Raw genomic sequence first — 22,018 nt, 5'->3', positions numbered from 1 at the left:
AACTCGAAGACGGGCGGTGACCTCCGTGGAATTCGGGATCTTCGTGCAGGGCTATGTGCCGGCGAGTCGCTCGCGCACCGACCCCGAGGCCGAACACCACGCGCTGATGGAGGAGACCGAATACGTCATCCAGGCCGACCGGTCGGGCTTCAAGTACGCCTGGGCCTCCGAGCACCACTTCCTGGACGAGTACTCGCACCTGTCCGCCAACGACGTCTTCCTCGGCTACCTCGCCCACGCCACCGAGCGCATCCACCTCGGCTCCGGCATCTTCAACCCACTGCCCCAGGTCAACCACCCCGTCAAGGTCGCCGAGAAGGCCGCCATGCTCGACCACCTCTCCGGCGGCCGCTTCGAGTTCGGCACCGGAAGGGGCGCGGGCAGCCACGAGATCCTCGGCTTCCTGCCGGGCGTCACCGACATGGACGCCACCAAGGAGATCTGGGAAGAGACGATCGCCGAGTTCCCCAGGATGTGGCGGCAGGGCGAGTACCCGGGCTTCACGGGCAAGCACTGGTCGCTGCCCCCGCGCACCGTCCTGCCCAAGCCGTACGGCCCCTCCCACCCCGCCATGTGGTACGCGGCCGGGTCGCCCTCCTCGTACGCGATGGCGGCCCGCAAGGGGCTGGGCGTCCTCGGCTTCAGCGTGCAGAAGGTCGCCGACATGGAGTGGGTCGTCGACTCGTACAAGACGGCCGTCAGGCAGGCGCGGGCCGTCGGCGACTTCGTCAACGACAACGTGATGGTCACCTCCACCGCCATCTGCGCGGAGACGCACCAGAAGGCCGTCGAGGTCGCCGTGAACGGCGGGCTGAACTACCTGCAGTCGCTGCTCTTCCGCTACCACGACACCTTCCCGCGCCCCGACGGCATCCCGGAGTGGCCGGAGCTGCTGCCCGAGTACACCGAGGAGATCATCGAGCTGCTCATCGCCGAGGAACTGATGATCTGCGGCGACCCGGACGAGGTTTTCCGGCAGTGCAAGCGCTGGGAGCAGGCGGGCGCCGACCAGCTCTCCTTCGGGCTGCCGATCGGCATGCCCCGCGAGGACACCCTGAGGACGATCCGGCTGATCGGCGAGCACGTCATCCCGAAGATAGACACGGACCCGGTCCACCGCACCACGCGCTACCGCCAGGCCGCCGCCAGGGCCTGAGCCGGCGCCCCCGCACACCGGGGCGGCGCCTCCCGGGCCGCCGCCCCGGCCCCGCTCGCCGCACGTCCCCAGGCCCGTACCGCCGGAACGTCGAGTGAGAGGAAGCGACCGTGCTGGACCATCTCATCCGCCGCGCCACCGTCGTCGACGGCACCGGAGCACCCTCCTACGTCGCCGACGTCGGCATACGGGACGGGCGGATCGCCCTGATCGACCGCGGCAGGGCCACGGTCAAGGCGGGCGGCCGGCTGGGGGAGCGGGCCCGCACCGAGGAGGACGGCGCCGGGCTCGTCCTCGCCCCCGGCTTCGTCGACCCGCACACCCATTACGACGCCCAGCTCTTCTGGGACCCCTACGCCGCCCCCTCGATGAGCCACGGCGTCACCACCGTCGTCGGCGGCAACTGCGGCTTCACCCTCGCCCCGCTGAACCCCGCGCGGCCGGCCGACGCCGACTACACGCGCCGGATGATGAGCAAGGTCGAGGGCATGTCGCTGACCGCCCTGGAGGAAGGCGCGCCCTGGACCTGGTCGTCCTTCGGCGACTACCTCGACGCGCTGGACGGCCGCATCGCCGTCAACGCCGGATTCATGGTGGGGCACTGCGCCCTGCGGCGGTACGCGATGGGGCCGGACGCCGTCGGCGGCACTCCCGACGACGGCCGGCTGCGGCAGATGCTCACCCTGCTCCACGAAGCCATGGACGCCGGCGCCTGGGGGCTGTCCACCACCCGCTCCACCACCCACTCCGACGGGGACGGCAACCCCGTCCCCTCCCGCCACGCCCTCCCCGGCGAACTCCTCGCCCTCGCGCGCGCGGTCGGCGAGCACGAGGGCACCCAGCTCGAGGCCATCGTGGCCGGCTGCCTGGACCGCTTCACCCAGGAGGAGGCCGACCTCCTGGTGGAGCTGACGGCCGCCGCCGGGCGCCCGCTGAACTGGAACGTCCTGACCATCGAATCCGCCGCCCCGGAGCGGGTCCCGCACCAGCTGGCCGCGAGCGAGCGCGCCCGCGCGGCGGGCGGCCGCATCGTCGCGCTGACCATGCCGATCCTCACGCCCATGAACATGTCGCTGGGCACCTTCTGCGCCCTGAACCTCCTCCCCGGCTGGGGCGAGGTCCTCTCCCTGCCGGTGCCCGAGCGCATCGGCCGGCTGCGCGAGCCGGCCGTCCGGGCGGCCCTGCTGCGCGGCGCCGCGAGCCCGGCGGCCGCCGGCTTCCGCCGGCTCACCGACTTCGGCCGGTACGTCATCGGCGACACCTACGCCAAGGAGAACGACGGCCTCACCGGCCGCGTCGTGAACGACATCGCCGCCGAGCGCGGCACCGATCCCTTCGCCACGCTCGTCGACATCTGCGCCGCCGACGAGCTGCGCACGGTCCTGTGGCCGATGCCCACGGACAACGACCCCGCCAGCTGGGAGCTGCGCCGCCGCGCCTGGGACCACGAGGACATCCTGCTCGGCGGCTCGGACGCCGGCGCCCACCTGGACCGGATGTGCGGGGCGCCGTACACGACGCGCTTCATCGGCGACTGCCTGCGGGGCCGCAAGCTGGTGCCGCTGGAGCGGGCGGTGCGGATGCTGAGCGACGAACCGGCGCGGCTGTTCGGACTGCGCGGCAGGGGGCGCATCGCCGAGGGCTGGTGCGCGGACCTGGTGCTCTTCGACCCGGAGCGGATCGAGGCGGCTCCGGCGACCTTGGTGCACGACCTGCCGGGGGACGGGGCGCGGCTGGATTCCCGGGCGGTGGGGGTGGTGAGCGTGCGCGTGAACGGCGTGGAGACGGTCCGGCACGACGTGGTCACCGGGGCGGTGCCGGGCCGGGTGCTCAGGTCGGGCCGGGACACGGAGACGGTGGCGACGGGAAATTTTTGAACCGGGACAAAAGGGATGCCCCTGCGGATGCCGCAGGGGCGGCAGGGTCGATTACTCCTTGGTGTTACCGGTCGTAACCCCTTGGGTGGCTTTCTTTGCAAGGTCAACTGGTGGCATCGGTGGGCATGTTCAAGGTGGGGTGCTCGGAGGCTGAACCTCCGGATGCGGAAACAGCAGCGCTTAACGTCCTCGCCATGGTTCAGGTACAGCCGCGGCCACAGGCCGGAGACACGGTAATGAGCGTCGCGGGCGGCGACGGCGGAGAAGTGCGCGCCAAGGGCCTCAGCGGCAATTCCGTCGGCCTGCTGGGCAGCGCCGTCATCGGGATCTCCACCGTCGCGCCCGTCTATTGCCTGACCTCCACCCTCGGCCCGACCGTCGGCCAGGTCGGGGTGCAGATGCCCGCCGTCTTCCTCGCGGGCTTCCTCCCGATGCTGCTGGTCGCCTTCGCCTACCGCGAGCTGAACAGCGCGCTGCCCGACTGCGGCACGTCCTTCACCTGGACCGTACGGGCCTTCGGGCCCCGGATCGGCTGGATGTGCGGCTGGGGCCTCGTCATCGCCACCATCATCGTGCTGTCCAATCTCGCGGGCGTGGCGACCTCCTTCTTCTACCTATTGCTGGGCGAGATCACCGGCAGCGACGCGGTGGCGGCCCTCGACGACAACCGGCTCGCCCACGTCGGGACCTGCCTGGCCTTCATCGCCGTCGCCACCGCCGTCAGCTACCGCGGCATGACCGCGACCAAGGGCGTGCAGTACGCGCTCGTCGGCCTGCAGCTGGCCGTGCTGGCGGTGTTCGTCGCGATGGCCATCGGCAAGGCCCGCTCCGGCGAGCTGTCCGGTTCCATCGGCTTCTCCTGGACCTGGCTGAACCCCTTCGGCGTGGAGTCCTTCAGCGCCTTCACCGCCGGGCTGAGCCTGTCGATCTTCATGTACTGGGGCTGGGACGCCTGTCTGACCGTCAACGAGGAGACCGAGGGCAGCGCGAAGACCCCCGGCCGCGCCGCCCTCCTCGCCATGGTCGTGCTCGTCGGCTCCTACCTGCTGACCGCCGTCGCCGCGCAGATGTACTCCGGCGTCGGCGACAAGGGCACCGGCCTGGGCAACCCAGACACCTCCGGCAACGTCTTCGCCGCTCTCGCCGACCCCGTCATGGGCACGGCCCTGGGCGTCCTGCTGTTCGTGGCGGTGCTCGCCTCGGCCGCCGCGAGCCTGCAGACCACCTTCCTGCCGGTGGCGCGCACGGTCCTGGCGATGAGCGCGTACCAGGCCCTGCCACCGTCGTTCGCCCGCATCCACCCGCGCTTCAAGTCCCCCGGCCGGGCGACGATCGCGGCCGGAGCGGCCACCGGCGTCTTCTACGCCGTGATGAGCTTCCTCAGCGAGAACGTGCTCATCGACACGGTCTACGCGCTCGGCCTGATGATCTGCTTCTACTACTCGATCACGGCGTTCGCGTGCGCGTGGTTCTTCCGCGGCGAGCTGCGTACGTCCCTGCGCGACGCATGTTTCAAGGGCGTCTTCCCGCTGATAGGCGGCCTGCTGCTGGCGGCCGTCTTCTGCAAGACCCTCTACGACATGTGGGACCCGGAGTACGGCAGCGGCAGCGCGGTGTTCGGGGTCGGCTCGGTCTTCGTCATCGGCGTGGGCCTGCTGGTCGCGGGCGCGGTGCTCATGGAGCTGATGCGGCGCCGCAGCCCGGCGTTCTTCCGGGGCGAGGTGCTGACGCGGTCGACGCCGGTGCTGGTGGCCGAGGACTAGGGGCGACGGGGGGCGGCTACGGCGCCGACGCCCCCCACGCCCCCGCCGGCGTCCAGAGGGACGATGCGTCGCTGCGCGGCGAACGCGGCGGCGGGGTAGCGGGGGTCGGGCCGCAGGGCGTACTCGCGCAGGCACGCCTCGGTGAACTTGATGACGTGCTCGTCGCCGTGTTCGGCGGCCCGTGCGCCGAGTTCGTCCACGGGCGGCAGGTCCGGCACCTCCGACCGCCAGGCCGTCGTGCCCTCGCCTCGCCGGTCGACGGTGAAGGCCAGCAGGAACGCCGTCTGCACCTGCCAGATCCGGGCCAGCGTCGGCTCGTGCAGCGCCTGCGGCAGGTGCGGCAGCACGATGCGTACGGCGGCGGGCGCGGTGACGCCGTGGACCAGCGGCACCGGGTAGACCTCCGGGTGGCCGAGATAGACGTCGGCGAACTGCAGCGTCATCTCGCTCAGCAGCCGCGGCGCCTGCTGGGGGGCGAGCCACCCCAACGCTTCGCCGTACACCGGGGTTTCGCCCAGTGCCTCAAGGCGCCGACGCACGGTGTCCGGCCCCATCGGGCCGTCCGGAGCCGTACGGGGCAGCGTTGCCACTGCTTTCGGCAGCTCGTGGCTGCCGCGCAGCGCCGGCGTGCCGGGCAGCTCCGTGTAGCGGGCGGCCCAGTAGGCCAGGCCCCGGGCCAGCTCGTTCAGCTGGAGCGGCGTCGGCTTCTCCCCGGCCGCGTACAGGCCGCGCACCGCGTGGGCGGTACGGATGAGGCCGTGCGTCAGGCCGGCGAACAGGCCCGGCAGCAGCCGCGGCCACCAGCGCGCCAGAACGTCCCGCCAGTGCGCCTCTTCCAGTTCGCGCACGAACAGCCGCTCCCAGTCCACGGCCCGCCCGATCGACCCCAGCGCGGGCCGCCAGGACGACTCGTCCGCGGCGTCCAGCGCGAAGCGCGCGGCCGGCGGCTCGTGGTGCTCCATCGCCCTCCGGTACCGCCCCACCCACCGCGCGACCTCGTCCTCCTGCCCGAGGAGCGCGAGCGCCTCGGCGGCCATGGGCCCGTGGTTGGCGAGGTCGACGCCCTGCCCGCGTTCGTACCCGAGATCGTCCATCCGTTCCAGAGCGTCGTTGACCGCATCGCTGTAGCTGACCGACGGCATGAGGAGACCACCTTTCGGATGTCCCAACAGTTTGGATATCCAAACCATCTACACTGCGCAGTATGCCGCACATCGACGAGCCCGGGAAGGCGCCGCCCCGGAAGCCGACCCCTGACGAGCTCGGGGTCGTCGGCCTCGTGCCGCTGCTGGAGCCGTTCTTCCGCGGGGCGGTGGTACGGGACCTCATGCCGGCCCCCCTGCGCGACGCGATGGACGCCCACGGCCTGACGCCGCGCCACGGTGCGGTGCTGCCGCAGCTGCTTGCCGGGCCACCGCTGACGGTTGGGGAGATCGCCCGGCGGCTGCACGTTTCCCTGCCGACCGCCAGCGAACTGGTCGGTGCCCTGAGTAGGGCCGGGATCGTGGTGCGGGCCGAGGATCCGGCGAACCGGCGCCGGATCCTGGTTTCGATCGCCGACGCGTACCGACCGCTGCTCGAGGTCTTCGTCGCCGCCCGCGGCGAGCCGTTGCTGCGCGCGCTGGACGGGTTGTCGCCGGGCGAACGTGCCGGGTTCGTGGCCGGGCTCACGGCGTGGGTGGCGGAGGTCCAGCGCTGACGTTTGGTCGTGGACGGTGACGGCCCCCTCCGGGGTGCGGAGGGGGCCGTGGGTCAGCCGAGTCGGCCGGCCTGGACCTCGGCGATGAACGAGGCCCAAGCCGACGCTGGTGTGACGAGGGCGGGGCCGTTCTTGTGCTTCGAGTCGCGGATGCCGACCCCTCCGGGTAGGGCGGCGATCGAGACGCAGCCGCCGCCCCCGTTGTCTGTGCTGTAGGAGGACTTGAACCAGCGGCTCTCGTCGGCCACTTCCAGGGCGGTTGTGCAGGCGCTAGTTTTCATCGATCTCTCTTGCTAGTCGGTGCAGGAATTCAGGCGTCTTGGCCGGGGCCAGAGCGCCTTCCCGCATGGCGTCGAACTTCCGGGCGTGTTTCCAGACCTCGCGTGGCTTGTCGGACACCGTCATCACAGCTGGGCTCTCCTGCATCACGACCGGCTCGAGGCCCGCTTCGAAATCCAGGATGACGAAGTTCTCGAAGGCGCGATAAGTGGCGAGACTCAGCGGGAGGATCTGCACGGTCACGTGGTCCAAGGCGGCTGCCTTCTCGATTGCCTCGTACTGCTCACGCATGACGTCTGGGCTGCCGACCACGCGACGGAGCGCTGCCTCATCGAGGATCACGCGGAGCTCGACCGGGTCGTCGGTGTGGATGATCGCCTTGCGCTTCATGCGGAGGGCCACATTCTCGTCAACGTACTCGGTCGTTCTTTCGTCGACCGGTTTCGCTGTCGTGTACAGCGCACGGGCGTAGTTCTCCGTCTGCAAGAGCCCGAAGACGACCTGCGAATGCCAGGCCCGCATTGCCGACGCGTCCGACTCAAGGCCCACGTACAACAGTTGGCCCGAAGGCATGAAGTTCTGGTACGGCCTGTACCAGTCGGCGCTGAGTGAGTCCCGGTGCAGCATCAGCAGCTGCTCGCGTTCCGTCGGGTCCGTGATGCCGTAAAGGGCGAGCAGGTCGTCCAGATCGCGGACGCGCGGAAGCTGGTTGTGACCGGATTCGACTCTGTTGAGTTTCGATTCCGAACTTTCGATGGCTTCAGCCGCTGCTTTCGTGGTGATCCCCCTCCTCTCCCGCAGGCGACGGAGCTCTTTACCCAGCTCCCTCCGGCGAAACGTCGGACCGCGTCGTGCTGCCACGCCTGACCCCTTCTGTGCTGTACCCGTTGCCGCGCGCCAGTACCCAGTGGGTACGGCCCTGTTGGTGCACCGTGGGCCCCTGTTGCCGTTGACGGTGACCTAGTTGGCAGTCTTGCAGCTCGTGTGGGCGTGCGAGGACGCCTTGTCGAGGTTTTGGCATATTCCAATTTCCCTCGATTTTTCGGATGGCTTGCGGCCGAAGTTTCCGCTGCGGGAACGTGGGTTCAGTCAGCGAACCCCCACGTCGCTCTCCAAGGAGCCGCCATGCCTCCCTGCCCTTACACCGGAAACACCGGCGGAGGTCTCACCCTCAAGCCCCCGCAGGCACCGCCCTCCGCGTCGATCGAGGCGGTCATCCACGAGACCACCGCCAAAGAACGCTGGCTCCCCGCCCCCGGACGGGTGCGGGCGCTCACCACCCGGCTGTGCGCCTTCGTCAACGCGACCGCGTTCGACGTGGAGGCGGCCGCCGCCCGGTGGCCCATGGGGGACCCCATTCGCACCGCCGCCCTCGCGGCGGTCCGCGAGGCCCGGCACCGCCTCCGGGGCGGGCCCGGCAACGGGTACGTCTCGGCGATCAGCTTCGCCAGAGGTCTCGGTCGCACCGCCGAAGACCTCCTGCGGCACCAGAAGGAGCTGCAACCGAAAGGAGGGGCACCCGCGCCCGTAGCCACCGCAGGCGTGTCAGGGTTCGGCGCCCTCGTCCTCGGCCCCGCCGAGACCTGCCCCGTGTGCCTCGGGCTCACCGCCCAGCGGCACGCGTCGGAGCGGCGCCACGACTGGGCCGGCATGAGAAGGGCGAACGACCGGCTGGGCGAGCACCGGGATTCCGTGCACGTGCGGTAGCCGCCGGCCAGCCACGCACAATCTGTCCGGCTCGGCCCGCCCGACGGGCCCCTGGCCCTAGGCCCCCAGGAACACCGGGTTCGTCATCGCCGCCATCGCCCCCGGCAGCTCGGCCGGGGAGCCGGCGGCGGGCGGGTGCCGGACCTCCGCCCGTACGTACGCCGAACGGGCGGCCGTCGTGCGCCATTCCACGCGGCCGTCCGGCGGCAGCGGGGTGGTGAACAGCCGCCCCTGGTCCGTGACGAAGGTCGCCGAGCAGTCCGGGGCGCCCGTCACCGCCAGGCGCACCGTGACCTCCGTGTCGTGGCCGGTGCGCAGGCGTTCGCCGATGCCCGCGTGCTCGCCCCGCCCGGTCGTGGCCGTGAACGAGAGGCCGATCGCCGAGGACTCGGCGATCCAGCTGCGGCCGGCCCGGATGCCGGACAGGAGGGCGTCGCGGGAGAGGGCGTCGGCCTGGACGACCGTCTGGGGGAGGCCCACGACCTGGGGTTCGCGGTGGGCGTCGCTGTTGCCCATGGCGGGCAGCCAGCGGTGGCCCTCACGCACCGACGCCACCAGCATGGCGTCCCATGCGGCGACGGCCATCTCGTCGTCGGCGGTGTACGGGCCGTTCCAGACCTCCACCGCGTCCGCCTCGGCGAAGCCGTACTTCCAGTTGCAGCCGACACAGGTGCCGTACGGATGGGCCGGGACGACCAGTCCGCCTGTTTGCCGGATTCTGCGCGCGAAACGTCCGAAGGCGTCGTCCCGGGCGCGGTAGCGCCAGTCGACGAAGACGCCGGGGTCCGTGCCGAGGGCCAGGACGTGACCGTTGCGGGTGGTGACCTCCTCGCCGGTGAGGATCAGCAGATCGTCACCCCACAGGCCCTGCCACGCACCGTGCGAGGAGGTGGTGTTGTGCTCTGTCGTCGTGATCCAGTCCAGGCCGGCCGCCCGTGCCGCGGCGGCGATCTCCGCGGGGGTGCGTCTGCCGTCGGAGTGGACGCTGTGCAGGTGGTTGTCGCCCCGGTACCAGGCCCGGCCCCGCCCCTTGGCGCGCTGCGGGGGGTACGCGGGCGCCGGGGTCGCCCCCTGGCGCCCGTACCGCAGGGTGACCGTGACCTCGTAGGCCATGCCCTGCGGTGCCACGGTGTACGGGCCGAGGATGACGTGCCAGGTGCCGGGCCGGACGGGGCCGGCGAGATAGCCGGGCGTGGCCCGCTCGGCGCTGATGGCGAACTCCGAGCGCGCACCGCCCGACCAGCCCCGGAAGCCGGAGCCGCCCGGCTCGGTGCCGCGCTCGTCGAAGATGCCGATGTCGCAGGCGTTGCCCTGGGTGCCCGGCGGGACGGCGGGCCGGTCGTAGGTGTAGGAGACGGCGATCTCGCGGACGCCGCGCGGTACTTCCACGGGGAGGTGGACGTAGTCCGGAGCGCCGGCCGGCAGCCGGCCGGTGACCTTGCGGGTCTCTTCGCCGTCGGCCCCCTCCGGGCCGCCGGCACGGGCGAAGCTCACGCCTTCCAACGTAAGCACACCCGTCGCCGCGGCGATAGCCGTCAGTCTCAGTACGTCGCGCCGGTGCATCGTCGCCCCCTCGCCCGTGCCGCTGGAGACACCGTTGTACGCCCGGGTGGCGGGCAGCGGAACGTGTGCGGTCGCCGTTCTGTCCATCTGTCGTGTGTCGGCCGGTTGTCGTGGGGGCCAAAGTGGAACTTCAGGGCATACCTTTGGTCCCACGCGACGACGGAGGTGCCCCCGCATGCGCATCGCCACCACGATCTTCCTCACCGATGAGACGATCAGCCCGGTCCGGCTCGCCCGCGAGCTGGAGCAGCGCGGTTTCGCCGGGCTCTTCCTGCCCCAGCACACCCACATCCCGGTCAGCCGCGAGACGCCGGCGCCCACGGGCGACCCGCTGCCACCCGAGTACGGGCGGGCCCTCGACCCGCTTGTCGCGCTCGCGCAGGCCGCCGCGGTCACGCACCGCATCGTGGTCGGAACGGGCGTCGTGCTGGTCGCCCAGAACGACCCGATCGTGCTGGCCAAGCAGGCGGCCACGCTCGACTTCCTCAGCGGCGGCCGGTTCACCTTCGGCATCGGGTACGGCTGGAACGTGGAGGAGGCCGCCGACCACGGCGTCGACTGGCACACGCGCCGCGAACTGGTGCGGGACCGGATGTCCTTGATGCGCGCCCTGTGGGCCGGGGAACCGACGGCGTACGAGGGTGAGTTCGGCGACGTCAGCGCCAGCTGGGCGCATCCCAAGCCCGTGCACCCGCCGAGGGAGCGCAAGGGGGCGGAGCCGCTGGTGGGGCCGCGCACGCTGATCGGCGGGGCGGCCGGGCCCAAGCTCTTCGCGCACGTCGCGGAGTACGCGGATGGCTGGATTCCGGTGGGTGGCAGCGGACTGCGGGAGACACTGCCCGAGCTGCGCCGGGTGTGGACGGAGGCGGGGCGTCCGGGAGAGCCGGACGTCGTGCCGTACGCCGTGCACCCCTCGGCGGGCAAGCTCGCGCACTACGCCGAGCTGGGCATCGAGGAGGTCGTGGTGGGGCTGCCGTCCGCACCCGAGGCCGAGGTGCTGCGAGCCCTGGACGCGCACGCCGAGTTCCTCTAGGCCGCCGCCGGAAAGAGGTCCGGAGGGTGCCTCCGTATGACGTGATGAGAGGCACATCGAACCGGTGCTTCCAGTACGTGGCGGTGTCAGTCCGCGCTCGTATGCTCGGACAATGACTTCGAGCGCACAGCGACCCGAGCAGGCTGCACCGACCGCCAACGCCATGCGGCGCGCGCTCAAGCGGGCCCGTGACGGCGTCGCGTTGGACGTCGCCGAGGCCACCGTGCTGCTCCAGGCCCGCGGTGACGACCTGACGGACCTGTGCGCCTCGGCGGCCCGGGTGCGCGACGCCGGCCTGGAGGCGGCGGGCCGCCCCGGCGTCATCACGTACTCGAAGAGCGTCTTCATCCCGCTCACCCGCCTGTGCCGCGACAAGTGCCACTACTGCACCTTCGCCACCGTCCCCGGCAAGCTGCGCCGCGCCGGCCACGGGATGTTCATGTCCCCCGACGAGGTCCTCGACATCGCCCGCCGCGGCGCCGAACTGGGCTGCAAGGAAGCCCTGATCACGCTCGGCGACAAGCCCGAGGAGCGCTGGCCCGAGGCCCGCGAGTGGCTGGAGGCCGAGGGGTACGACGACACCATCGCGTACGTACGGGCCATCTCCATCCGCATCCTGGAGGAGACCGGGCTGCTGCCCCACCTCAACCCCGGCATCATGACCTGGACCGACTTCCAGCGCCTCAAGCCGGTGTCCCCGTCCATGGGCCTGATGCTGGAGACCACGGCGGAGCGGCTGTGGAGCGAGCCCGGAGGCCCGCACTACGGCTCGCCCGACAAGGAGCCCGCGGTCCGGCTGCGGCACCTGGAGGACGCGGGCCGCAGCTCCGTACCGCTGACCAGCGGGCTGCTGCTCGGCATCGGTGAGACGTACGAGGAGCGCGCCGAGTCGCTGTTCGCCCTGCGCCGCGTCTCCCGGGCCTACCACGGCATCCAAGAGCTGATCATGCAGAACTTCCGCGCCAAGCCGGACACGGCGATGCGCGGCATGCCGGACGCCGAGCTCGACGAGCTGGTCGCCACCGTCGCCGTCGCCCGGCACATCATGGGCCCCTCCGCCTGTCTCCAGGCCCCGCCCAACCTCGTCGACGACGAGTACGCGCGGCTCATCGGCGCCGGCATCGACGACTGGGGCGGGGTCTCCCCGATCACCCCCGACCACGTCAACCCCGAGCGCCCCTGGCCGCAGATCGAGGAGCTGGCCGAGCGGTCCGCCGCGGCCGGCTTCAGCCTGCGGGAACGCCTGTGCGTCTACCCGGAATTCATCCAGCGCGGCGAGCCCTGGCTGGACCCCCGCCTGCTGCCGCACGTGCGGGCGCTGGCCGACCCGGAGACGGGTCTGGCCCGCGAGGACGCCGTGGTCGAGGGCCACCCCTGGCAGGAGCCCGAGGAGGTGTTCGTCCCCTCGGGCCGCACCGAACTGCACCGCACCATCGACACCGAGGGCCGCACCGGCGACCGGCGCGAGGACTTCGACGAGGTCTACGGCGACTGGGAGGCGCTGCGCGAGGCGGCCGCCCCCGGCATGGTCCCCGAGCGCATCGACGCCGACGTGCGCCAGGCGCTGAAGCAGGCCGCCGAGGACCCCACCGCTCTCACCGACGCCCAGGCCCTCGCCCTCCTGCACGCCGACGGGCCCGCGCTGGACGCCCTGTGCCGCATCGCCGACGACCTGCGGCGCGACGTGGTGGGCGACGACGTCACCTACATCGTCACGCGGAACATCAACTTCACCAACGTCTGCTACACCGGCTGCCGCTTCTGCGCCTTCGCGCAGCGGCGCACGGACGCCGACGCCTACACCCTCTCCCTCTCCCAGGTCGCCGACCGCGCCGCGCAGGCGTGGGACGTCGGCGCGGTGGAGGTGTGCATGCAGGGCGGCATCCACCCCGACCTGCCGGGCACGGCCTACTTCGACATCGCCCGCGCGGTGAAGGAGCGCGTGCCGGGCATGCACGTGCACGCCTTCTCGCCGATGGAGGTCGTCAACGGCGCCACCCGCACCGGCATGAGCATCCGCGAGTGGCTGGCCGCCGCCAAGGAGGCCGGGCTGGACTCCATCCCGGGGACGGCCGCCGAGATCCTGGACGACGAGGTCCGCTGGGTCCTCACCAAGGGCAAGTTGCCCACGGCGACGTGGATCGAGGTCGTCAAGGCCGCCCACGAGCTCGGCATCCGCTCGTCCTCCACGATGATGTACGGCCACGTGGACCAGCCCCGGCACTGGCTGGGCCACTTCCGGCAGCTGGTGGAGGTCCAGAAGTCGGCCCTGGCCCATGGGGTCGAGGGATTCACGGAGTTCGTCACCCTGCCCTTCATCCACACCAACGCACCCGTCTACCTCGCGGGCATCGCGCGCCCCGGCCCGACGATGCGGGACAACTGCGCGGTCACCGCCATGGCCCGGCTGCTGCTCCACCCCTACATCCCCAACATCCAGACCAGCTGGGTCAAGCTGGGCGCGCAGGGCGCGGCGGAGATGCTGCGCTCGGGCGCGAACGACCTGGGCGGCACGCTGATGGAGGAGACCATCTCCCGCATGGCGGGCTCCTCCTACGGTTCGTACCGCTCGGTCCAGGACCTGATCGCCATAGCGGAGTCGGCGGGCCGGCCCGCACGGCCGAGGACGACGACGTACGGTGAGGTGCCGCGGGAGCGGCAGGAGGCGGCGATGGCCTCGGACGGCCATCTGCCGGACCTTCTGCCGGTGCTGGAGAACGACTGACCGCTTATCGCACAAGTGTTGCCGATCTGTCGCCTGCCCCCGATCCGGCGGCGACGGACGGCGCATAGGGTGTCCCGCATGTCTTGGCCCCAGAACCCTCACCAGCCTCAGCAGCCCGAGCAGCCGCAGAACCCTCCGACGCCCCCGCAGGGCGGCTTCGGGCCGGCGCCCACATGGGGCCCGGACGGTTCCGGCCATGCGCAGCCCACCGTCGTCTCGCAGCCGGCGGTGCCCTCGCCGCCGCCCGCACCCGCACCCGGGCACGCCCAGCCCACCGTTCTCTCCCAGCCGGCGGTGCCCGCTCCGGGCGCGCCCGGCCCCGGCATGCCGCCGCCCCCGCCGCCCGCGCCGGGCCCCGTGGCCGGCCCCGTACCGCCGTCCGTGCCCGCGCCCGGCATGGTGCCGCCGCCGGGGGCGACCCCGCCCGGCATGAACCCGCCCGGCATGGCGCCGCAGTACGGCATGGCCCCGGCCCCCGCACCGGCCCCGCAGCAGCCGAAGAAGAACACCACGCTCCTCGCCGTCATCGGCGGCGTCGTGGCGCTGGCCGTCATCGGCGGTGGCGCCGTGTTCTTCCTCAAGGGCGGTGACGACGACAAGAAGGCCGACGACGCCAAGGGCGCCTCCCAGGCCCCGGCCGCCCCCGGCCAGGACCAGAAGCCCGACCAGCCGGCCCCGCAGGGCAGCGGCCAGGCGAGCCCCGGCGCCGCGCAGCCGATGGTCGCCGGCTGGCAGACGCAGGTGCGCGAGGAGCACGCCTTCCAGTACGACGTGCCGGGCAAGGACGACAAGTGGCGGGTCTTCCCGAACACCACGGCCGTCTCGTACACCGAGGACGGCAAGCCGGTCGTCGTGATGACGGGCACGGCCAACTTCCGTGAGGGCGGCTGCTCCTCGAAGGCCAACCCCGACTCGATCGGCGAGGCGGGCTCGGGCCAGCTGGCCACGGTCGGCACCACCGGCGGCGGCAAGGACGGCGACCTCAAGGAGAACGCCCGCAACTGGGCGGGCAACTGGGGCTTCATGGCCTACGGCGGCAAGAGCAACAAGCCCAAGATCGAGATCACGGACGAGAAGGCCTGGAACAAGAACGGCATCGACGGCTGGACCGCCACCGCCAAGGTGACGGTCAACAACCGCCCGAGCCCCTGCGTGCCGCCCACCGCGATCGTGAAGAGCATCGCCCAGAAGTTGCCCGACGGCACCTTCCACGGCTGGGTCATCTACGCCGACCAGGGCGTGCCGGACGCGCTGTCCACCGAGCAGATCGACAAGATCATGAACACGGTGCGGCCGGCGAAGAAGTCTGACTGACCGAACGGCCCGCCGACGGCCCGGTGCCCGACCGGCGGTAGCCGATTACAGTGCTGTGCCGACCGCGGACGCGGGGCGAAGGCCCCGGGCCGCACCCACTTTGATGCCGGGAGGCCGGACGACGTGACCACGACCGCCGGAACGGGAGGCACGGGGTCCGTCCTCCGGGGCCGCGCCCAACAGCAGGACTTCCGCAGCCGCGTGCGCGGCTGCCTGCTCGGCGGGGCCATCGGGGACGCCCTCGGCGCGGGAATCGAGTTCGACTCCCTCGACGCGATCCGCGCCGCCCACGGGCCCCGGGGCGTCACCGACTACGTCCCGGCCTACGGGCGGCGCGGTGCCGTCACCGACGACACCCAGATGACGCTCTTCACGGCCGAGGGCCTGATACGGGCGCACGTGCGCCGCGACACCGGCGCCTGGCAGCCGCAGGCCGATGTGCACCGCGCCCATCTGCGCTGGGCCGCCACCCAGCGCGGCTGGGGGCCCGACGAGCGCGTCCGGGACGCCGGCTGGCTCGCCCGCGAGGAGTGGCTCTATGCCCGCCGGGCGCCCGGCAACGCCTGCCTCGGCGGGCTCGCGGACGACCGGATGGGCACCATGCAGGACCCCAAGAACCCCGGCTCCAAGGGCTGCGGCGCGGTCATGCGCTCCGCGCCCTTCGGGCTGCTGGCGGACTGGGACGCCGAGGCCGTCTTCCAGCTGGCCGCCGAGTGCGCAGCCCAGACCCACGGCCACCCCTCCGGCCATCTCGCGGCGGGCGCCTTCGCGGCCATCGTGCACGGCGTCGTGCGCGGTGAGGCGCTCGAGGTCTCCGTCCACCGGACCCTGGGCATGCTGGCGGTCCGCCCCGGCCACGAGGAGACCAGCGAGGGGCTGCGGAAGGCCCTGGTCGCCGTGCGCCAGGGTGTGCCGACGGCCGAGCGCGTCCAGTCGCTGGGCGAGGGCTGGGTGGCCGAGGAGGCCCTGTCGATGGGCCTGTACTGCGCGCTCGTCGCCCAGGACGTACGCCACGGCCTGCTGCTCGCGGTCAATCACGGCGGCGACTCCGACTCCACCGGGTCCATCTGCGGCAACCTCCTCGGCGCGGTGCACGGCGAGACCGTGCTGCCGCCGGGGTGGCTGGCCGAACTGGAGGGCCGGGCGACGATCCTCGAACTCGCCGACGACTTCGCGATGGAGCTCACGCACGGCCCGGGCGACCGGTCGGCCGCCTGGCTGGCGCGCTACCCGCGCGCATAGGTCGACCGAACGGGCTATCCACGGCCGACGGGGTGCGTTGACACCCCGAACCGGCTTCGGACATGACCGAGCCCTCTCGGCCGGGACGGCGTACCAGGCGAGAGGGCTCTGTGCGGGAGTATCGATGCGGCGGCGCTGCTATCGCCATTGCCGGGCGATCCGCGGTCAGTCCAGAGGTCAGACGGCGTGGGTGCCGTTGTCGACGATCGCCACGAACGCGGACCACGACTGCGGGGTGAAGGCGAGGGCCGGGCGCCGGACGTCCTTCGAGTCACGGACCGCGATGGACTGCTGGGCCGGGGAGGCGACCTCCACGCAGTCGCCGTTGGCCAGCGAGTAGGAGGACTTCCGCCACGTGGTCTTACCCTGCTGAATCGCCATGATTTCTCCGATGCATGTGAGTACTGAACGTCGGTTCCTCGAGGTGCGATCGACGTTACGCGCCAACATCAGCTGATGAATTGGCCATTCACTCGACCGGATGGCGTATTCCGATTACCCCTTCCCCGCAGGGTGGGAGGGGTGTACTTTTCCGCCCCCACAGCACCGGCGTCCGGTACGTCAGTCCCCTTCGGCCGCCTTCGCCCAGTCCTCGGCCACCTGAAGGACGAACCGCCGCGAGTCCTCCGCGTTGAGCGCCTGCATCCGCAAATGCTCGTACATCACGCTGTACGCCTGGACGTCGTTCGGCTTCTCCAGATAGAGGTCGCTGGTGATTCCCTCCAGATAGACCGTGCTCGCGTCCTGCGGGTCGTGGAATTCGAGGATGGAGAACTTTCCGTACATGCCCGGATGCGCGCCCACGGCATAGGGCAGCACCTGAACGGTGATGTGCGGCTGCAGGCTGAACTCCACCAAGTGCTCCATCTGCTCGCGCATGATGGCGTTGTTGCCCACGATCCTGCGCAGCGCGGACTCGTCGATGACCGCCCACAGACGCAGTGGGTTCTCCGGGTCCGTGATCCGCTCCTGGCGCCGCATGCGCACCTGGACGCGCCGCTCCACGTCCGCCGCCGTGGCCTCCGGCCACGACCCCTCCGTCACGGCGCTGGCGTAGTTCGGCGTCTGCAGCAGCCCGGGCACGAGCGAGGCCTCGTACACGCGCAGGGACGCGGCATCGGTCTCCAGGCCGATGTAGACGCTGTAGGGGATGTCGCCGAAGGCATGCCACCAGCCTTGTTGTCGTGACTCCTTGGCCATCTGCATCAGCGAATCGACGATGCGATGGTCCTCGACGCCGTACACCCCGCACAGGTCACGGACATCACGTTGGCTGATGCTGCGGCGGCCGTTCTCCAAGCGGCTGATCTTCGATTGCGAGACCAGTAGCCGCTCGGCTACCTCCTCGGCGGTCATGCCCTTGAGTTCACGGAGCTTGCGCAGCTCCTGCCCCAATCGGCGCCGCCTTACGGTGGGGTTGACACTGGACGCCACGGGACGCACCTCCGGCTCCGTCATGCTGCTTCTCTCCTGCTCCGCAGCCTGCCACCACTGGCCGGGGCGGCGCTGGAAAATGCTTACACCAAGTCGGCTTCCGGCGCCCGGCACTTGGGCACGACTGGCGTAGCCCTTGTACGTACGTCCGCGCGCGGGACGCATCGCGGCGGGCGCCCGCGCACACGCACGCGCGGGGCGGTGGGCCGTACCGCCGTCCGGGACGGGCCGGCCCACCACCCCGCGCGCTGCTGCGGCTCCCGAACCGGTTCATGGGGACTGCGGTGCGGTCTGTGGAGCGGAAGGTGATGCGAGTGGTGCTCGAGGGTGCGGATGCTCCCGGCGTCCTACGTGCTTCCGGGGAGCCGTCCGCGGCTAACGGGCGTGGTCGGCGCCTTGCGTGCCGAACCGTTTCACGAAGCGCCCGCGCGGGCCATCACGCCGCTGTGGTGCGCCGTCGGCTGCGCCGCGGCGACCGCGGCCGCCTCGGCCGGAGGCCGTGCCGCCGTCCTGCGTCCAGGTCCGCCACCGCTGCCGCCGCCCGCGGAGCCGGCCGTGGCCGGTGCCCGGCGCGGCTGTGCGCCGACGCCGTTCTGCACGTCCATCACCGCGTGCGCCACGAGCCCGCCCATCGGGTCGTGCCTGATCAAGTCCCGGAGCCGGGACCGCGAAGAGCGCCCCTCATTACCCGGGTACAGGTGCTTTCCCAGCCCGACGGCGTGCGCCAGGGCGGCGAGCGCCGCGGTCCGCGGGTCCGGCGGCACGCCGGTGCGGATCGCGCTGTCCAGCCGGGCTCTGATCTCCCGGCTGATGGCGGTCTCCGTCGCCTGGTAGCGCGTCGTCGGCAGCACCCCGCACATCTGGCCCGCCACGGCATGCACCATGCCGCACCGCTCCAGGTGCGTGAGATACGTCTGGCGCAGCCCCAGCCGGGGCCCGCCGATCCAGTGGACGGCGCGCACCGGGCTGCCGCGGCGACGCAGCAGTTCGAGCGCGGAGTCCAGGGTCGGATCTCCTGTGGGCCGTGGGTGCACCACGGCGATACGATCCCCGTCTGGGGCTATCCGTCCGGCCAGAGCCAGCTCCACTAGCTGTGCTCCGGCAAGACCGAGGTCGAGCGACTGCGGCTGCGCCGTGGTACCCGTGGCCGGGTCCAGGGCGAGCAGCAGAAGCTCCTCCGGAATTGTTCTGCGGCTCCTGCCCATCCATGCCTCCCCGCGTGGATGAGTGACAGGGTGACCCCTCTCACATTGGTCTGTCGAGAGTGCGTGGTGGCTTCGGGTGGGAACCGGTAGGTATGTCGTCTCGTCTTGCACGTGGGTGAAGGCACACAATGCCCTCCGGCCGTCCGGTCGTGCCCCGGCGCGGCGGCGGCAGAGGACACTGGTAAGACGTTGAGAGAATCGGGCAGCGGGGCGGCTTGTCGCCCCGCCTCGGCGTATGGCGCGGTAATTCGAGGAGGCATCGGTGGCGGGCGAGTCCCCCGACAAGTCGGAGCAGCTGAAGTCGTCGGGGGAGACGACCGGCACGACTGGCAGTGAACGCGACCCGCGACTTGGGGTCATCCGGAAACCGGCGGCGCCGGCCGAGGCGACGGTGACGACGTCCCCGTCCGCCCCGGAGTCCGAGGACGGCGCCGAGGCGGCCGCGGGTCGCGAGGGCGACCGGGCGACGGCCGTCTTCCGGACCGTACGTCCGAGGGACGGCGAGGCGAAGGCCGAGCCGGCGGCGAAGGCCGCCGCCGACGGTGACGGCGAGGGCGACAGCCCTGCCGCCGACTCGGATGCCGATGCCGATGCCGATGCGGATGTAAAGGCCAAGCCCGTCAACGGCGCCGGCGCGGTCAAGGGCGACGCTCGGCTGAAGGCGGCCGTGGCGGCCTGGGTGGCGAGCGCCGACGAGGACGGGGACGCGGACGAGGCGCCCTCGACCGACGACGAGCCGAAGGTTGCGGACGCGAAGGCCGCCGACGCGGGCGGCAAGAAGCCCGCTGCCCGGACGCCGGGTCAGCCGGCCGGTGAGGCCACCGATCAGACGGCCGGTCAGACCGACGACGAGCCCGAGAAGCCCGCCGCCGACCAGGCGACGGCCGTGTTCAAGACCGTGCGCCCCAAGGCCGACGACGCGGATGCCTCCGGCGACACCTCCGCCCGGAAGCCCGACGAGACGGACCGGAAGCCCGCTGCGGCCGAGAAGCCCGCCGCCGACCAGCCGACGGCCGTGTTCAAGACGATGCGCCCCAAGGCGGACGACGCCGCCGATGAGACCGGCGCCAAGGATTCCGGCGCCGCGAAGTCCGCCGGCGACCGGCCGACGGCCGCCTTCGGGACCGTACGTCCCAAGGACAAGTCCGAGGACAAGTCCAAGGACGAGCCCAAGGGCGAGTCGAAGGACCAGCCCAAGGCCGAGTCGAAGCCCGAGCCCAAGGCCGGCGGCGACCAGCCGACCGCCGTCTTCGGCGCCGTACGGCCCAAGGAAGCCAAGGCCGAGCCCAAGGCCGGCGCCAAGCCCGAGCCCAAGGCCGGCGCCAAGCCCGAGCCCAAGGCCGACGCCGGTGACCAGCCGACCGAGCTGCTCAAGGCCCCGGCCCCGGCCCCCGCGCCGAAGGCGGGCGCGGGCCAGGAGCGCAAGAGCCAGTTCGTCCCGCTGAAGGACGACGCCCCGGCCAAGGCCGCCCCCGCCAAGCCGGGCGACAAGCCGGCCGCCGCTCCCGCCAAGCCCGGCATTCCGGTCTCGGTCACGCCGCCCAAGGCGCCCGCGGCCCCGGCCGAGGCGGAGCGCACCAAGCAGACGCCCTTCCCCGGCCGGCCGGCGGGCGCGGCCCCGGCCGCGGAGGCCGGGCGTCCCGCGGCCCCGCTCGACCTGCTCGCGCAGCTGACGAACACCCCGCCGCCGCCGGAGACCCCGGTGCGCACGGCGATGCGCCGCGTGAAGATCTGGACGCCGCTCGTCCTGCTGCTCGGGATCATCTTCGTGGTCGTCCAGTCCTTCCGGCCGCTGCCCGACCCGAAGCTGGCGCTCGGCGCGAAGAAGGCGTTCACCTTCGAGGGCGGCCAGCCGAACTTCGCCTGGCCCGCCGAGGGCCAGTCCGCGGCCAAGGTGCTGGGCGCGGGGGACGTGGGGACGTCCGGCGCGCAGAAGCCCGTGCCCACGGCGAGCGTCGCCAAGGTGATGACCGCCTACGTGATCCTCAAGGACCACCCCCTCAAGAAGGGGGAAAAGGGCGCGGACCTCGTCATCGACGCGCAGGCGGCGAAGGAGTCGCAGTCGAAGGACGAGTCGCGGCTGTCCGTGACCGAGGGTCAGACCTTCTCGCAGTACGACATGCTGCAGATGCTGCTCATCCCCTCCGGCAACAACATCGCCCGCCAGCTGGCGCGCTGGGACGCCAAGTCCGAGGACGAGTTCGTCAGGAAGATGAACGCGGTCGCCAAGGACCTCGGCATGACGAACACCACGTACACCGACCCCAGCGGTCTGAAGGAGACGACCAAGAGCACCGCCAGTGACCAGGTGAAGCTGGCCGAGGTCGTCATCAAGAACGACGTGCTGCGCGAGATCGTCGGCAAGCCCAACGCCAAGATCCCCGGCCTCGCCGAGCCGATCTACAACAACAACGACAAGCTGCTGACCAAGGGCACCGGCGTCCTGGGCGTGAAGACCGGCTCCAGCGGTCCGGCCGGCGGTTCGCTGATGTGGGCGGCGAAGCGGACGATCGACGGCAAGGAGCGGCTGATCGTCGGCGCGACCATGGACCAGCACTTCAAGGGCGGCCCGGACATCAACGCCGAGAACAGCCTGAAGATGGTGCTGGACAACAGCTACAAGCAGACCCGTGCCATCCAGGAGGCCCTCGTCTCGGCCCTCGTGGTGAAGAAGGGCGACGTCGTCGGCTCCGTCGACGACGGCCTGGGCGGGAAGACGCCGGTCGTCGCGACCAAGGACGTCAAGGCGGTCGGCTGGGCGGGCTTCGCCACCAAGTTCACGCTCTCGGCAGGCGGCCACAAGATCCCGCACACGGCGAAGGCCGGCACCGAGGTCGGCGAGCTGACCGTGGGCACCGGCGTGGACGCGGTCAAGGTGCCCGTGGCGCTGAAGACGGCTCTCGCGGAGCCCTCGTTCGGCGCGAAGCTGGGCCGCCTGGGCTGATCCACGGCCGTCGGCCGGCCGTCGTCGACGGCTCCCGGCCCGTACGAGTGGGTACGGGCCGGGAGCCGCTTCGCGGC

General features: G+C 71.7%; 17 protein-coding genes. 10 read left to right on the top strand and 7 right to left on the bottom strand.

What is annotated here, in order from left to right:
- Nucleotides 1–25: 25 nt before the first annotated feature.
- The 3 genes from ACIGXW_RS26330 to ACIGXW_RS26320 all read left to right on the top strand — a co-directional run bounded on the left by ACIGXW_RS26330 (nucleotide 26) and on the right by ACIGXW_RS26320 (nucleotide 4,796).
- Nucleotides 26–1,156 (top strand): LLM class flavin-dependent oxidoreductase, encoded by a 1,131-nt coding sequence (locus ACIGXW_RS26330; RefSeq protein ID WP_399575430.1) that lies wholly within the window; start codon nucleotides 26–28, stop codon nucleotides 1,154–1,156.
- A 110-nt stretch (nucleotides 1,157–1,266) separates the two neighbouring features.
- Nucleotides 1,267–3,033, top strand: coding sequence for an amidohydrolase family protein (locus ACIGXW_RS26325; protein ID WP_399575269.1), 1,767 nt, complete (start codon nucleotides 1,267–1,269; stop codon nucleotides 3,031–3,033).
- 194 nt (nucleotides 3,034–3,227) lie between these two features.
- Nucleotides 3,228–4,796: an APC family permease gene (locus ACIGXW_RS26320; protein ID WP_399575268.1), complete on the top strand. Its 1,569-nt coding sequence runs from the start codon at nucleotides 3,228–3,230 to the stop codon at nucleotides 4,794–4,796.
- Here the strand turns inward: ACIGXW_RS26320 and ACIGXW_RS26315 are convergent.
- Nucleotides 4,793–5,938 carry a hypothetical protein gene (locus ACIGXW_RS26315; RefSeq protein ID WP_399575267.1) on the bottom strand — a complete coding sequence of 382 codons (1,146 nt, stop codon included), beginning with the start codon at nucleotides 5,936–5,938 and terminating at the stop codon, nucleotides 4,793–4,795. The two genes, ACIGXW_RS26320 and ACIGXW_RS26315, sit on opposite strands and share 4 nt — an antisense overlap.
- Nucleotides 5,939–6,000: 62 nt before the next feature.
- Between ACIGXW_RS26315 and ACIGXW_RS26310 the strand changes: the two genes are divergently transcribed.
- Nucleotides 6,001–6,495 (top strand): MarR family winged helix-turn-helix transcriptional regulator, encoded by a 495-nt coding sequence (locus tag ACIGXW_RS26310; protein ID WP_399575266.1) that lies wholly within the window; start codon nucleotides 6,001–6,003, stop codon nucleotides 6,493–6,495.
- Between the two features lie 53 nt (nucleotides 6,496–6,548).
- On the opposite strand, the gene ACIGXW_RS26305 is transcribed toward ACIGXW_RS26310, so the two are convergent.
- On the bottom strand, nucleotides 6,549–6,776 hold the full coding sequence (locus ACIGXW_RS26305; protein WP_399575265.1) for a DUF397 domain-containing protein: 228 nt from the start codon (nucleotides 6,774–6,776) through the stop codon (nucleotides 6,549–6,551).
- Entirely contained in the window at nucleotides 6,766–7,635 is an 870-nt protein-coding gene (locus tag ACIGXW_RS26300) for a helix-turn-helix domain-containing protein (protein ID WP_399575264.1), read from the bottom strand. The genes ACIGXW_RS26305 and ACIGXW_RS26300 overlap by 11 nt, the downstream gene beginning before the upstream one ends.
- A 264-nt stretch (nucleotides 7,636–7,899) precedes the next feature.
- Here ACIGXW_RS26300 and ACIGXW_RS26295 point away from each other — a divergent pair, with 264 nt between their 5' ends.
- Complete coding sequence (locus tag ACIGXW_RS26295) at nucleotides 7,900–8,481, top strand: DUF6415 family natural product biosynthesis protein (RefSeq protein WP_399575263.1); 582 nt, start codon at nucleotides 7,900–7,902, stop codon at nucleotides 8,479–8,481.
- 57 nt (nucleotides 8,482–8,538) lie between these two features.
- Here ACIGXW_RS26295 and ACIGXW_RS26290 read toward each other — a convergent pair whose 3' ends face one another.
- Entirely contained in the window at nucleotides 8,539–10,044 is a 1,506-nt protein-coding gene (locus ACIGXW_RS26290) for a CehA/McbA family metallohydrolase (RefSeq protein WP_399575429.1), read from the bottom strand.
- Nucleotides 10,045–10,219: 175 nt separating this feature from the next.
- Here ACIGXW_RS26290 and ACIGXW_RS26285 point away from each other — a divergent pair, with 175 nt between their 5' ends.
- The 4 genes from ACIGXW_RS26285 to ACIGXW_RS26270 all read left to right on the top strand — a co-directional run bounded on the left by ACIGXW_RS26285 (nucleotide 10,220) and on the right by ACIGXW_RS26270 (nucleotide 16,358).
- Nucleotides 10,220–11,077, top strand: coding sequence for a TIGR03619 family F420-dependent LLM class oxidoreductase (locus tag ACIGXW_RS26285; RefSeq protein ID WP_399575262.1), 858 nt, complete (start codon nucleotides 10,220–10,222; stop codon nucleotides 11,075–11,077).
- A 112-nt stretch (nucleotides 11,078–11,189) separates the two neighbouring features.
- Nucleotides 11,190–13,802 (top strand): bifunctional FO biosynthesis protein CofGH, encoded by a 2,613-nt coding sequence (locus ACIGXW_RS26280; protein ID WP_399575261.1) that lies wholly within the window; start codon nucleotides 11,190–11,192, stop codon nucleotides 13,800–13,802.
- 78 nt (nucleotides 13,803–13,880) lie between these two features.
- Complete coding sequence (locus ACIGXW_RS26275; RefSeq protein ID WP_399575260.1) at nucleotides 13,881–15,116, top strand: hypothetical protein; 1,236 nt, start codon at nucleotides 13,881–13,883, stop codon at nucleotides 15,114–15,116.
- A gap of 123 nt (nucleotides 15,117–15,239) precedes the next feature.
- Nucleotides 15,240–16,358: an ADP-ribosylglycohydrolase family protein gene (locus ACIGXW_RS26270; RefSeq protein WP_399575259.1), complete on the top strand. Its 1,119-nt coding sequence runs from the start codon at nucleotides 15,240–15,242 to the stop codon at nucleotides 16,356–16,358.
- 177 nt (nucleotides 16,359–16,535) lie between these two features.
- On the opposite strand, the gene ACIGXW_RS26265 is transcribed toward ACIGXW_RS26270, so the two are convergent.
- The 3 genes from ACIGXW_RS26265 to ACIGXW_RS26255 form a co-directional block, all read right to left on the bottom strand.
- On the bottom strand, nucleotides 16,536–16,739 hold the full coding sequence (locus ACIGXW_RS26265; protein WP_071965032.1) for a DUF397 domain-containing protein: 204 nt from the start codon (nucleotides 16,737–16,739) through the stop codon (nucleotides 16,536–16,538).
- Between the two features lie 180 nt (nucleotides 16,740–16,919).
- A complete protein-coding gene (locus ACIGXW_RS26260; protein ID WP_360909037.1) occupies nucleotides 16,920–17,792 on the bottom strand; it encodes a helix-turn-helix transcriptional regulator in 873 nt (290 codons plus the stop codon).
- Nucleotides 17,793–18,205: 413 nt separating this feature from the next.
- Nucleotides 18,206–18,997, bottom strand: a complete 792-nt coding sequence (locus ACIGXW_RS26255) for a GPP34 family phosphoprotein (RefSeq protein WP_399575258.1) — start codon at nucleotides 18,995–18,997, stop codon at nucleotides 18,206–18,208.
- A 262-nt stretch (nucleotides 18,998–19,259) separates the two neighbouring features.
- Here ACIGXW_RS26255 and ACIGXW_RS26250 point away from each other — a divergent pair, with 262 nt between their 5' ends.
- Nucleotides 19,260–21,941: a D-alanyl-D-alanine carboxypeptidase gene (locus ACIGXW_RS26250; protein ID WP_399575257.1), complete on the top strand. Its 2,682-nt coding sequence runs from the start codon at nucleotides 19,260–19,262 to the stop codon at nucleotides 21,939–21,941.
- Nucleotides 21,942–22,018 lie beyond the last annotated feature (77 nt).

This window comes from Streptomyces sp. NPDC053079 (assembly GCF_044546695.1).
Taxonomy (GTDB): domain Bacteria; phylum Actinomycetota; class Actinomycetes; order Streptomycetales; family Streptomycetaceae; genus Streptomyces.
Note: the sequence above shows the minus strand (reverse complement) of the source record. Positions and strands in the feature narration are given on the sequence as shown.